The following is a 13,398-nucleotide window of genomic DNA, read 5'->3' as shown; positions in this document are numbered from 1 at the left end:
CTGTCACGCCGGGGGTCGCGGGTTCGAGTCCCGTCCGCTGCGCCATATTCGGTAACCTGGAACGCTGAACGCCAGGTCACCACAGAAAGCCCGCTTAATGCGGGCTTTTTGCTGTCTGGGGTTTTATCAAGTCATGGTCCCGATAGAAAAGCGACCTTGGGTCGCTTTTTTCGTTTATGGGTTACTGCTCTGCATTGCGCGCGTGCCGGTAATCACTGACCGCTTCGTACACCGCTTTGCGTAGCCGATTGATGCCGCCGATAGGGCGATGAGCTTCCAGGCCAAACCAGGGGTTGAAGGACTGGTTATCGCATTGCAGGTTCAGTGCCGGCGTGTCGAAGTCCTGAGCGGGGATCCGGATCCGCGCCACGGTTTCGAACGGCGCATCGCTTTCACTCCATTCGATGCTGGTGTCCTCGATCGGCATGTACCTGGTCGGGTCCTGGCGCTGGATCTGCAAGACAAAACACGCGGGTACCCGATCCGTCGACAGCTGTTGATTCAGTGCACTGCGCAAGAAGTTTGGCAGTGCTTGATTCTGCGCAGGCAGGGTGTAGTCGGGGCAGCTGCCAGGGTCTGGTGCAACGCGGAACTTGGCATTGGCCGTACCGAATTTATACGGCGAGACGGAAAAATAAGTGGTCTGGGTCGGGCTGGCCGGTGCTGGCGCCAGCGTCGCCAAGGCGATAAACAGGTGACGAACCTGCCAGCTGCGCGGATCCCAACTCGGAAAGAACGCCATGACCTGTTTGCCATCGGCCTGGGCTGCGACGTTCTGACGGTACTCGGCGACATTGCTGACGAAGAAGTTCGGATGGCTGAACATCACGAAGTCCTGCTCGCTGCGGCTCTGCTGATCCTTGAGTAGCTGCGTTCCCGGTACATCAAGCAATTTGATCGCCATGCCTCGGGCATCGCGGACGCTGTCGAATTGTGGATAGGCATTACCGTTGGACAGGCGCAAGACAGCTTGCCAGGTCTTGCCGGCTTCGCTAAAGACACCTTGGCGCAGTTCAGGCGCCAGGTCGGCCAGCACTTGAACCTCGGCTTTTACACAGCCATGCGCCTTGGCGTGGGCATCGCGCAGGAAGCGAGTGTTTTCGCGGTGCTGGTCGACGATGCGCACGGCGGTCTGGATGATCTCCTGCGTCATTGCCGCTTCACCGGCCGGAATGCGCTCGTTTGCGGAGACCGGGCCGCTGTGATGCCAGGCGAACCAGGCTGTCGCCACTGCCCAGCCCAGCAAGCCGAGTCCCAACAGGAGCAGCAGGGCTTTGCCTAGTAGTACGCCAATGCGCAGCCAAAGAGTGATCAACATACGCAAGTCCTTTTGGCTGAGGTGATGGTCATGGCAGTTGCGATTCCAAAGGACCGCCAAGCACTTTCAGGTATTCCAGTAGCGCCCAGCGCTCTTGTGCTTGCAGCAGACGGCCGATGACCCCGTTGCCTCGTTCGCCTGCACGAAATTCGTGACCGCCGTTGTGGTTGCCGGTGATTCGCGTGTCGAACTCAAAACCGTTGCTGAAGGCTTCAGTGCGATAACCCAGGTGCTGCGGGTCGTATTCGAACGTGCCTCTATAGAAGGTGGCTGCACGTTCATCCTGCGGCGAGAGCAGTTGGTAGATATTCGGCACCGAACCGTTATGCAGAAACGGTGGCGTCGCCCAGACGCCCGCCAGCGGTCGTGCCTTGTAGGCGCGTAGTTCACGAACGCCAATCGGCAGCCCGAATCCATCCATGGCAGGGCGCTCTTCAGGTGTGACGTTGGCGTCACGGTAAGCGCGGTTTTCGACGAAGGCCGTTACGTAAGCCAACCCTTTGGCAACCGAGAGTTTGCTCAGGTCCAGTGGTCCGGCAGGCGCCGGGTGCAGTTTGACGTCCAGTTTCGCCAGTTCGGCCAGGTCCCATTTGAGCGCGCTCAGGTCGAAACGGTGGTCGGCGATGTTGTTGGCGGCCCCCGGGTCGGTGCCGATGACGTCCACCGGCAACATCTTCAGTTTCTGTTCTGGCCGGCCGTTGGTTACCGTCACGTTCGGTACATGGCAACCGGCGCAGTTCTCGGCGAACAGCGTGCGGCCCTTGGCGGCCAGCGGCTTGTCGATGCTGCCGAGCAATGCTTCGGGCCAGACCGGAGGTTTGAGTCGCTTCAGGGTTTCTTCGATCAGTTGCAGGTCACGTACTCGCACACTGGAAGGGTAGCGATCGTCGCCCTTGAGCGGCTGGCCGGCGGCATCGAAGAAGCTCAGAGTCGCGCCGACACCCAGGGCTTCGCCGATGTTGCGTGCCATGGGTTGCTGGGCTGAGCCGTTCCATTGCACCCAGTCGAAACTCCAGATATCCCATAGCTGGGGGTAGTCCACGGGCGCATTGGCCACTCGATAATTGTTCGGCGAAATGGCGTCGCCGAAACTGGCATTGGCGATACGACCGAAAGCGTCGGTACGGCCCGGGCCTTCTTCGGTGGGGTAGAGGCCGCGGTGGGTGTCATTCCAGGCAGCGCGCAAGAAGGTATCCAGCGACGTTTTGAAGTCCTGGCGCAGTTGTGAGTGCTGGGCGTCATAGTCCTGACCGAGTACATTGCGTGCGAAGCGTTCGAATTTCCAGGGGTTGTAGTAGGTCGAGGCGAGGCTTGCGACCAATGCCTGACCGAAACTGCCGCCGCGCAGAGTGGGGACACTGGAAGGCAATACGTGCTGGGCCGAGCCACCGTCGATGCGTACTGCCTGGCCTTTAAAGTGCAGCTCGCCGGTATGGCAGGCGGCGCAGGTAACATCCAGAAACTCTTCTTTACTGCCTGGATTCTGATGACGGGCGAAGCCGACGGGCAGGTTGCCTGGGTTGTTGGGTGTGGCTTTTTGGACCGGATCAACCAAAAAACCAAAACGTGCCAGGTATTCGGGCGCGGCAAAACGTTGCTCCGAGAACGGTAGTTCAAGTGCTGTGAACCAGTTGTAGCGCAGGCCTTTGACCTGTGTGCCCTGTGGTGTGAAGTAGTAGGTCTGGCGGTCGGCGGCGTCCCACTGCTCGAGGTAGTTCACCTGCTCGACCGGCGTATAGGCCGGTAGCTTCGGGTTGGCGACGTAATACAGGACCACCGCCAGAGCGACTGCCAGCAGGGTGATTATCAGCAATAGCACGCGGATCAAGAGGCGCAAGTTAAACATCCTTGTTGATTTATAGCCTTGTTATGCCTTAGCTCCAGGTGCGAGGCAAGTGGCCATTACGCCAGACGCTGTAGGAACCGGCGTTTATTGCGCTGAGAAGAAGCTGACAGAAGCTTCATGGCCAGCGCTCGCAAAATGCGTTAAAAGACCTGAACTTATCGGAGCTTTCCTGCTCTCATGCCGGTAGCCATTGGTCGTGGCGGCCTGATAAGCTCGCGGCTTTATTCGATTGCCCTTTAGGCGCATGAACAAGGAAATAGCATGAAACAGCATCGGTTGGCGGCGGCGGTGGCCCTGGTTAGCCTGGTACTTGCGGGTTGTGACTCGCAGACCAGCGTCGAGCTGAAAACCCCGGCGCAAAAAGCTTCCTACGGTATTGGCCTGAACATGGGCAAGAGCCTGGCTCAGGAAGGCATGGATGACCTGGACTCCAAAGCGGTAGCCCAAGGCATCGAAGATGCCGTTGGCAAGAAAGAACAGAAACTGAAGGATGACGAACTGGTCGAAGCTTTCGCTGCGCTGCAAAAGCGCGCTGAAGAGCGTCTGGCCAAGATGAGCGAAGAGTCGGCAGCTGCCGGCAAGAAATTCCTCGAAGACAACGCGAAGAAGCCGGGTGTCGTTACCACTGCTTCGGGTCTGCAGTACGAAGTGGTCAAGAAAGCCGATGGCCCACAGCCTAAGCCGACTGACGTAGTGACTGTTCACTACACTGGCAAGCTGACCAACGGCACCGTTTTCGACAGCTCCGTCGAGCGCGGCAGCCCGATCGATCTGCCGGTCAGCGGTGTGATCCCGGGTTGGGTTGAAGGTCTGCAACTGATGCACGTCGGTGAGAAGTACAAACTGTACATCCCTAGCGATCTGGCCTACGGCGCACAAAGCCCTAGCCCGGCAATTCCGGCCAATTCGGTGCTGGTATTCGACCTGGAACTTCTGGCGATCAAAGATCCGGCAAAACAAGACGCCGCCAAGTAATCAGCGTCCGTTATAAAAACAACGCCCCGTTCATGCGGGGCGTTGTTGCATCTGGCGTTCAGTGGTCGACAATTCAAGCGAACGGACGCGGTGGAGTGGAGTCACAGCATTGAGGGTGCCGCAGCTAAACGCAGCAGGTTGCCAAGTCAATGAAATATTGGGTTTTTTTATGTGAGTAAAAAACGCCCGATCTGAGCCGGGCCCTTGTAAGACGGGGCCTTCAGGCGTGAAAAGCGGCTCTGTTCACAAGGTTATCCACAATTTGTGTGGATAACATTACAGCGGGAGAGATGATGAAAGCACCCTGGAATTTCGCTCGATTTCTGCCCTTGGCGGGAAGGTTGCTCAGTCGTGGGCGATTACCGGCCCTGTTGTTTGCCGTCGCCAGAAAAGGCGCGAGCCAAGGTAATCGTTTGGGCAAGCTTAAAGACGACCTGCGATTACTGCAGGCATTGTGCCTGGCGTACTGGCGCGGCGAGTATCGGGACATCAGTCGCAAATCGATGCTGACGGTGGTGGCGGGGTTGATGTACTTCCTCAGCCCGCTTGATGCCATCCCGGATTTCATCCCGGTATTTGGCATGCTGGATGACATCGCCGTGCTGGCCTGGGTCATGAAAACCCTCGATGACGAACTGAATGCTTTCCGTGCCTGGCGCGACCGTCAGAGTCCAGAAAAGCTTGCGGTCGTGGAGCGCTTGCCGGATACGCCGGAGCAATTACAACTGCAAGGCCCGAAAAAAACCTGAGTTGAATCAGGTTCATCCACAGATTGATCGCCCCTCGCGACCTTATCGGCTGTTAGGATTACACTTCTAAGGAAAAGTGCTGACTCGCTAAGTGTTGTTGTCCTACGGGGTAGTCATGGATATTCAGATAATTGCACGTGATGGCGAACCCGAATATGCGGTTCTAACGTGGGCTCAGTATCAAGCGTTATTGAAAGCAGCAGGCGTCACTGAACAACCACCGCGTGAAGCGACAGTCCGTCACGCGGCCACAGCAGACCAGGTTCTTCCGGGTCTGGATCAACTACGCAGTTTGCGCGAAGGGAAGGGCATCGCCATTGAGGCGCTGGCCCGCACGGTAGGCATCAGCCCGTCTTACCTGGCCTTGATCGAAAGTGGCGAGCGTCAACCTGACGCAGCGATTCGCCGCAGCCTGGCCTGGGAATTGACGGTGCCGGGATGGAGGGATGAATCGTGAGCGTACGCATCAGTCGTCAGCATTGGGACGGTTTAATCGGCGAGCTGGATCAGGCCCGTCGCCAGCGTCATCTTTTGACTTATCGCGCTTTGCTTGAGCGTTTGCAGTTGCCAAGCCCGGCCATGCAAACCCTGACTGCCGCGCTTGAGCACCTGGCAGCTCTGGATGCACGGGCCGAGCAGCCGCTGCGCAGCTCGCTGGTCATCAGCCAGGGCGCCAGCCGTCTGCCGCGTACCGGGTTCTTCGAATGCGTCGAGCGACTGGGGCGTTTCTCCGGGCCTTCCGATGGCGTGGCTGCCGCGTCCTGGCATGCGTCGGAAGTGGTACGGGTGTTTGAGTACGAATACCCCGAATCTGCGGAGGCCTGAATGCTCTGGCGACTCAAGGCTCGTGCCAGTTACTGGCTGGCACGCAGGCTGTTTCATTGGTCATGGTTTGTCCGCCAGCCACGCGGCTGGAGCTGGCTTGAAGGCCAGTTCGCGCGCATGGCGAACCTTGGTGATGTCGGTGCGCAAAGCTTCTATGGCCACATCCTGACGTTCCGTGGCCAAGGTCTCGGTGCCCGTGAAGAAGGCGTACGTTTGTTGCGCCTTGCCGCATTGGCGGGGGACGGTAAAGCAGCCTATCAGGTCGGGGTGATCAGTCTTGCCGGAACACCGGGCAAGGCCCCTGACGCTGCCGAGGCGGCGCGTTGGTGGCAGATGGCGGCCAAGGCCGGACATCTGCTGGCCGAGATCAAGCTCAAGGAACTGGCGTCACGTGATGCTTGACGACCACTCTCACACGGGTTGATCCGGTTTGTCCGCGATCGCGGGTAAGCCACTTTCCTACAGGCGTTTGTAACCTATTCGCCCATCAAGCAGTGCCCGTGCTGCTTGATTGAGCCATTCCCTCCGCTTTAGCGAAATACCCTACATCATCCTCCGTTTGTCCTGACTTCATTCCCCGTGCAATCCCCGCACAGTCTCGCGTCCCACAGCGACCGCGCGAAGATTGCGAATGCTCGATCCAAAAAAGCTGCAGGCCTTGAACACTGCCATTGGCCACCTGGTCATTGCTGCGCTGAACCCGAAAAGCCCCGACATTCAAGTCGTCTTCAACGACTTTCGGCACTGCCTCAGTGACTACGATTCCTGGGCTGAAAGTTTCTGGACGGGCGCAGCGCTGGATGTCGAGCAGGTGTTCAAGGTCGGCAACGACGTCAGCCTCAGCGCACCGAAAAACTCGACCACACCGATCAGCGCCACCGTTGCGTCTTGTCCGGCCGGGGGATCACTGACTCTGGTGCACATGTTCGAGGCGGCGCGTTTCGTGCCGATCGGTAATACCCCGGTGATGCTCGAAGTATTGAACGATGGGCCGGGCGGGGATGAGGTGGTCGGCGAGCCGGTCCATGCAATGATCGGCCCCAGCGGCATTCTCGAAGTCCCCGAATGCTGGCGTGGCCAGCGTCACCGAATCACCTTTTACCCCAGCGTCTCTCAAGACCACGTCCAGGCGCTCTACGCCTCTTATCAAACCACCATTGCCGAGCTTGAGGGCTGGCTGCAAAGCGAGTGGACGAACGAGTTTCAACCGTTGTGGGCGAGCTTTTCGCAAAGCGCTTTTATCGAGCGCTACAACGCGTTGCAGCAGGCTGATCAACGGGGTGTTGAAAGCGCCTTGCTCGACCTCTGGGATGACGTTCAGCAGCTCTATCACTTGCTGGCCGACCTGCAAGCCAACAGTGAAAAACTCCTCGAATACCTGACCCAGGCCGAACTCGAAACCCTGCTCAACGTTTCCACAGAAGCGATTGCCAATGGCTTGCTGGTGCTCAGCGATGAACCGTTGCTGTTCATCTATCTGGCGGCCGTCACCAGTTGGTTGCGGATGCTGCCGCCGCAGTACGAAGCCGAAGTGATGGCCGAAATTCGTACAGGCGTGTTGATCGGATTACTCCTGGCTTGCGTGACCGGACCGATGGGTGTTGGGGCGGGTGTGGGCGCCAAAGTGCTGGGGAAGATCAAGTCGCAGCGTGCTCGACAGTGGCTGGCAGCCTTGAGCATCCGGCTGGCGCTAGTGTCGAGCAATCAGCGTTTCGACAGTCACGCCGATGCGCTCAAGCCGCTGATGGTGAGTGCCCGAAATGCGTCGCTGGCGCCAACACCCCGGGGGCCGCTGAAGATTACCCCTGGCGAAGCGCCGATCCTTTACGTGAAAAACCCTGCGGCCATCGCCCGCGACAAGTCTGGGCCCAAGACCAGCCTGAGCAAGCAGGAGCATCACGACAACGCCCCGGATCAGGCGAAAAACCCCAAGGGTGACAGTGCCGACTGCGTTGCACTGACTTGCACCAACGGCTGCCCGGTGTCGATGGTCACTGGCGAAGAACTGCTGACCCTCACCGACGGCGAGCTCGATGGTGTGCTGCCGTTCGCCTTCACCCGGTTGTACCGCACCAGTGCGGTGGAGATCGACAGCGGATTGGGCTTTGGCTGGAGCCATTCGCTGGCGCACCGCCTGGAAATCGACGGCGACAACGTCGTCTGGATCGACCACGAAAACCGCCGCACACGTTTTCCGAGACCCAGCGCCGAGCGTCCGGCGATCCACAACAGTTTGTCCCGTGCAGCGATTTATCTGGGTGACGACGCCGATGAACTGATCCTCGCCCAGTCCGGTGAGGCGACACGGTTCTACCATTTTCGTGACGGTAACCTCACGGCCATCAGCGACCCTTACAACAACCGCCTACGCATCACCCGTGATCGCCAGGCGCGGATCAAACGTCTGGACAACGGCGCCGGTCGCGCCTTGCTGTTGTGTTACGACCGGCGACATCTGATCGCCGTCGACTATCAAGTCTATCGTGCGGCGGCGAGTGTCGATGAAGCCTGGCGGACCGAGCAAACGCTGGTCGCCTATCGCTATGACGACTGCCATCGGCTGATCGAAGCCATCAATGCCGCAGGCGAAAGCGAGCGTTACGACTACGACAATCAGGCGGTAATTCTCCAGCGGCAACTGGCCGGCGGCGCGAGTTTTTTCTGGGAGTGGGAGCGCGAAGGCAAAGCCGCCCGATGTGTGCGGCACTGGGCGAGTTTTGCGCAGATGGACGCACGTTATGCCTGGGACGATAACGGCAGCGTCACGGTGCACAACGCCGATGGCAGCCAAGAGGTTTACGTCCACGACCAGCAGGCGCGGCTGGTGTGCAAGGTCGAGCCGGACGGCGCCGAACACCTGAAGGCTTACGACGATAACGGTCAGTTGGTGGCCGAGAAAGATCCTCTCGGCGGCGTCACCCAATACACCTATGACGACGCCGGGCGGTTGCTGGCGGTCATTCCGCCAGAAGACGAACCGACTTACTACGAGTATCACAACGGTTTCGTTCGGGTGATGCGTCGGGGCAAGGCGCGTTGGAAGTACCAGCGAAACATCCAGGGCGACATCACCGAACACGTCGACCCTGATGGGCATGTCACCCATTACCAGTACGATGATCGAGGGCGACTGCTGTCGATCCGCTATCCGGATAACAGTTGTCACCTCCTTGTCTGGAACAGCCTCGGGCAACTGACCGAAGAGCAACTGCCGGATGGTGGCCGGCGGTGTTTCGCTTACGACGCGTTGGGCCGGCAAAGTCGTCGTCAGGACGCACTGGGGGCGGTCACCCAGTATCAATGGGACGTTCTCGGCCGGCTGATCCAGACCACTTTGCCTGGAGGTGTCACCCGCGCCTTCAGCTACAACGCCTACGGCAAGCTCATCGCCGAACGCGATGAGTCGGGGCAGGTCACGCGCTACGAATACGCCGATGACTTGCATCTGGTCAGTCGCCGGGTCAACGCCGACGGCAGCCAGCTGCGCTATCGCTACGACAACGCACGGCTATTGCTCAGCGAAATCGAAAACGAAGTGGGCGAGAAGTATCAGCTGGCGTACGGCGCCAACGGACTGATCGAGCAAGAAACCGCTTTTGATGGTCGGCGCACCGCGTACCGCTATGACCTCAACAGCCATCTGCTGGAGAAAACCGAATTTGGCGATGACGGCTCAACGCTGATCACCGCTTACCAGCGCGATGCGGCGGGGCGCTTGCTGGTCAGGACCTTGCCCGATGGCCAGAAGGTCGACTATCGCTACGACAGCCTTGGTCGTCTGGTCAGCGTCGATGACGGTTGCGACCACCCGTTGGAGTTCGAGTACGACCAGCAAGACCGACTGATCACTGAGCATCAGGGTTGGGGCACCTTGCGTTATCGCTACAACGCTTGCGGTCAACTCGATCACCTGCGCCTGCCGGACAACAGCACCCTCGACTACCACCATGCCAAGGGCGGGGCGCTCAGCGCTATCGACCTCAACGGCACGCGGCTGACCACGCACGTGTTTGACGCGGGACGCGAGCGGCAACGCCAGCAGGGCCAATTGCTCAGTCGGTATCACTACGATGAACAGGGTCGATTGCACGCCCACGCGGTCTCTCTTGCTGAACAGCCACGCCATCGCCGCGATTACGCCTACAGTGCCAACGGCAACCTCGACTTCATTGCCGACAGTCGTCATGGTCAGCGCAATTATCACTACGACGCGCTGAACCGCCTGGTTCGCGTCCGCCACTCTCGCGATCCACAGCCGGAAAGCTTCGCCCATGACCCGGCCGGCAACCTGCAGATGCAGGATCGTCCGGGCTTGGCGGCGATCAAAGGCAACCGCCTGCTGCTGCAAGGCGACCGCCATTACGACTACGACGCCTTCGGCAACCTGATCCGCGAACGCCGCGGCACCGGACAAAAACTTGTCACTGAATACCGCTACGACTGCCAGCACCGGTTGATCGGCGTCACGCTGCCGGATGGCAGAACCGCCAGTTACCGCTATGACGCCTTCGGTCGGCGCATCACCAAAACCGTCGACGGCCACACCACCGAGTTCTTCTGGCAAGGCGAGCAACTGATCGCCGAACACAGCCGCGAGCATCACCGCAGCTACGTCTACGAACCCGGCAGCTTCCGCCCCCTGGCCATGCTCGACGGCTTCGGTCCGCGCAAGGCCTGCCCGTTCTACTATCAACTCGACCATCTCGGCACCCCGCAAGAGCTTACCGACTACAGCGGCGAAATCGTCTGGTCCGCGACCTACAAGGCCTACGGAAAACTCACCAGCCTCCAGCGCTTTGGCGAAGAACAGCTTGAGCAGCCGTTGCGCTTTCAGGGGCAGTATTTCGATGCTGAAAGCGGTCTGCACTACAACCGGCATCGCTACTACAATCCGGACATCGGGCGCTACCTGACGCTGGATCCGAGCAAGCTGGCGGGTGGGATTAACGGCTATCAGTACACTCCGAATCCGACGGGGTGGGTGGATCCGTTGGGGTTGAACTCCAACTGTCCGCCGGGGAATGGGTGTAAGCCGGCGGGTGGGGTGGATGATCCGGCGGGGAAGGTGGGGGTTGATGAGGGTGAGGTGGTACTGCCCACTTCAAAAGTAACGGACAAGTGGAGTCGTGATCCTAAAAGTATCCAAGATCAGATGACCTTGAAAGCAGCTCAGTCAGGGGAGGGCAGCGTCATTATTAGAAATCTTCGTGACCCTACATTTAAAGGTATGGAAAAAATGGAGCTAAAAGTAAAGTCAGTAAACGGAAATGACTCTGTAGTTCATTTTGTCAGGGACCAAAAAACGGGAAATTTATTGGACTTTAAATTCAAAAAGCATAGCGTTGAAAACATAAAGCCTTGGGGTAACGACCCTGCGATGCCTCCTGGAGATTACCCAAAATGAAAGTGCTATGCAAAATCAACAACCTGCACAGCGTTGAAGATTTGAGCGTTTTTACTAGGCTCAAACGCTATATCTCCAACTCAAGTGGAACACTGGATCTTCAAGTTGGTAAAGAGTACATGGTTTATGGCGTGGAATTTTGGGATAACTGCCCATGGTTCTACTTGTGCACTGAGGAAGAGGATGAATATCCGAAACCCTTTGCAGCAGATTTTTTTGAAATTACAGATAAGCGTATTTCTAAATACTGGACGCTGGTGACCTGTCCATGTGAAGGAGACGAAAACTCAACACGTCTTGTATTCGAGGAGTGGGCTAATAAGGATAGTGCTTTCTATGAGCGCCTTATTGACGGAGAGGCAGACGCCATTACATTGTTTGCTGAGTATCGGTTTCTGATGGATTCCGAGTAAAAAAGAAGGATCGGTTTGTATGCGTCCGTGGATAAAATTGAAGCTGCATTGTTTGCTACAGGGAATGAACTTGCGCCTCCGGTTCCAAACTATCAATCACATAAATACTCCCCCCCTGCACATTCTTCGCATAATGCTTGGCCTGTGAGGCCATTTCTGCGAGTTGGCTGGCGTCGAGTTGTCCACAGGCCTGCGGGTGTAGATGCACCACGCCAATCGACAGCGACAGCAGCGCAAATTCCTGGCGAATGCCCTGACGATTGGGCGCGATGAAGCAGCCGGCTTCCAGGTGTTCGCTGCGGTAGAAACGTCGGCATTGGCTGTGGAAGTCCTCGAACAACTGGTTCAGGCGCTTGCGCCAGTCTTCCGGGCCGAGGACCAGCAGGAAATCATCGCCGCCGATATGACCGACGAAGTCGCGGCTGGGGTCGACGCGGTCGTTCAGGCATTGCGCCAGGCACAGCAGGACTTCATCACCACGGCCGTAGCCGTAGATATCGTTGAAAGGCTTGAAACTGTCGATGTCGACATAGCAAATCACTGACTCGCGGCTCTGTTGCAACAATCGCGTCAGGCACTGCTGGATCGGCACGTTACCCGGCAACAGGGTCAGCGGGTTGGCGTAGCGGGCTTGCTGAATTTTCAGTTCGGTAATCAGTTTGAGCACATCGATCACCCGACCCAGGCCCAGATAGCCGCCGTTGAGGGTGATGATGAAGTCTTCTTCGATGCGCTGCCGGGCGCGGCTGGTGATCAGCCGGCTGACCTGTTGCAGCGACTGGCTGAGCTCGACGGCGAGGAAGTCATCGCTCATCAGCCGGCTGATCGGCTTGCGCGCGAACAGATCGGTGGCAAACGGTTTGAGCAGCGCATCGGACAGCGAATGCCGGTGGACGATGCCACAGGGCTGACCGAGTTCGTCGAGCACTGCCAGCGAGTTCAGGTTGGCCTGACGACGGAAGGCTTCCAGCACGTCAGCGGTAGGGGTATCGCGGTGTACAGCCGGATGTTCGTTGAGCAGGGCGCTGAGGTCACTGCCTTCATCGTTGAGCGCCACTGCGCTGCTGTCGTGCTTGGGCATCATCGTCCGGGCGTCCCGTGGCGGGTTCTCCTGTGGACGGCACAACAGATAGCCCTGCACCAGGTCGACCCCCATCTCGGTCAACACCGCGAGTTCTTCCGGCAGTTCGATACCTTCGGCAATGACTTGCGCCCGCGAAGCTTTGGCGATCTGCAGGATCGAGCCGACGAATTCGCGCTTCAGTGCGTCCTGATGAATGCCATCGATGAAATGCCGGTCGATCTTCACATAGTCCGGACGCAGTTCCGACCAGAGTCGCAGGCTCGAATAGCCGGCCCCCAGGTCATCCAGTGCAATCGAAAAGCCCATGGCGCGGTAGTGATGCAGCGCGTTTTGCAGCAACTGAAAATCGTCGGTCGGGGTTTGCTCGGTCAGCTCGATCACCACCTGACTTGGCGGAATGCCGAAGTCCTGGAGCATTTGCAGAGTTCTACCAGGTTGATGGTCGGCTTCGAGCAACGATTCGGGGGAGACGTTGAGAAAGAGCTTGCCCGGTAACTGCTGTTCATTGAAGCGGCGGCAGGCGCTGTGTCGGCAGGCCATTTCCAGTTCGCTGAGACGGCCAGCCTGGCGGGCCACGGCGAATAACGCGATGGGCGAATGCAGAGGGCTGTTGGAGGGGCCGCGACTGAGGGCTTCATAGCCGAGGATGCGTCGTTCGGACAGTGAAACGATCGGCTGGAACAGACTGTGCAAACCACTTTGAGCCAGGATTGAACTCAAGGCACTCAGCTGTTCGGTCGTGGTCATGGCGATCTCTGGCGATAAAAAAAGGACCGGGCCCGCT

10 protein-coding genes are annotated in these 13,398 nt (G+C 58.4%); 7 read left to right on the top strand and 3 right to left on the bottom strand.

Features of this window, described 5'->3' with window-relative positions; genetic code table 11:
- Positions 1-181: 181 nt before the first annotated feature.
- The gene (locus FPT12_RS25755; protein ID WP_145021848.1) at positions 182-1,318 is read right to left on the bottom strand and encodes a catalase family protein; all 1,137 of its coding nucleotides are present in this window, start codon (positions 1,316-1,318) and stop codon (positions 182-184) included.
- A gap of 28 nt (positions 1,319-1,346) precedes the next feature.
- On the bottom strand, positions 1,347-3,155 hold the full coding sequence (locus FPT12_RS25750; RefSeq protein ID WP_145021845.1) for a di-heme-cytochrome C peroxidase: 1,809 nt from the start codon (positions 3,153-3,155) through the stop codon (positions 1,347-1,349).
- Positions 3,156-3,425: 270 nt separating this feature from the next.
- On the opposite strand from FPT12_RS25750, the gene FPT12_RS25745 reads away from it, so the two are divergent.
- From FPT12_RS25745 to FPT12_RS25715, 7 genes are all read left to right on the top strand, one after another.
- A complete protein-coding gene (locus tag FPT12_RS25745) occupies positions 3,426-4,139 on the top strand; it encodes an FKBP-type peptidyl-prolyl cis-trans isomerase (RefSeq protein ID WP_019693069.1) in 714 nt (237 codons plus the stop codon).
- Between the two features lie 293 nt (positions 4,140-4,432).
- Positions 4,433-4,888, top strand: coding sequence for a YkvA family protein (locus FPT12_RS25740; protein WP_145021842.1), 456 nt, complete (start codon positions 4,433-4,435; stop codon positions 4,886-4,888).
- Positions 4,889-5,003: 115 nt separating this feature from the next.
- Entirely contained in the window at positions 5,004-5,345 is a 342-nt protein-coding gene (locus tag FPT12_RS25735; RefSeq protein ID WP_054598159.1) for a helix-turn-helix domain-containing protein, read from the top strand.
- The gene (locus FPT12_RS25730) at positions 5,342-5,713 is read left to right on the top strand and encodes a hypothetical protein (protein WP_019693066.1); all 372 of its coding nucleotides are present in this window, start codon (positions 5,342-5,344) and stop codon (positions 5,711-5,713) included. Before FPT12_RS25735 ends, FPT12_RS25730 begins: the two co-directional genes overlap by 4 nt.
- Entirely contained in the window at positions 5,714-6,115 is a 402-nt protein-coding gene (locus FPT12_RS25725; RefSeq protein WP_145021839.1) for a sel1 repeat family protein, read from the top strand.
- Positions 6,116-6,344: 229 nt separating this feature from the next.
- Positions 6,345-11,117, top strand: coding sequence for an RHS repeat-associated core domain-containing protein (locus tag FPT12_RS25720; RefSeq protein WP_145021836.1), 4,773 nt, complete (start codon positions 6,345-6,347; stop codon positions 11,115-11,117).
- Entirely contained in the window at positions 11,114-11,530 is a 417-nt protein-coding gene (locus FPT12_RS25715) for a hypothetical protein (RefSeq protein ID WP_145021833.1), read from the top strand. The genes FPT12_RS25720 and FPT12_RS25715 overlap by 4 nt, the downstream gene beginning before the upstream one ends.
- Positions 11,531-11,585: 55 nt before the next feature.
- Here FPT12_RS25715 and FPT12_RS25710 read toward each other — a convergent pair whose 3' ends face one another.
- Positions 11,586-13,361: a bifunctional diguanylate cyclase/phosphodiesterase gene (locus tag FPT12_RS25710; RefSeq protein WP_145021829.1), complete on the bottom strand. Its 1,776-nt coding sequence runs from the start codon at positions 13,359-13,361 to the stop codon at positions 11,586-11,588.
- Between the last annotated feature and the right edge of the window lie 37 nt (positions 13,362-13,398).

The sequence above is a fragment of the Pseudomonas sp. H3(2019) genome (genome assembly GCF_007713465.1).
GTDB lineage: Bacteria > Pseudomonadota > Gammaproteobacteria > Pseudomonadales > Pseudomonadaceae > Aquipseudomonas.
Note: the sequence above shows the minus strand (reverse complement) of the source record. Positions and strands in the feature narration are given on the sequence as shown.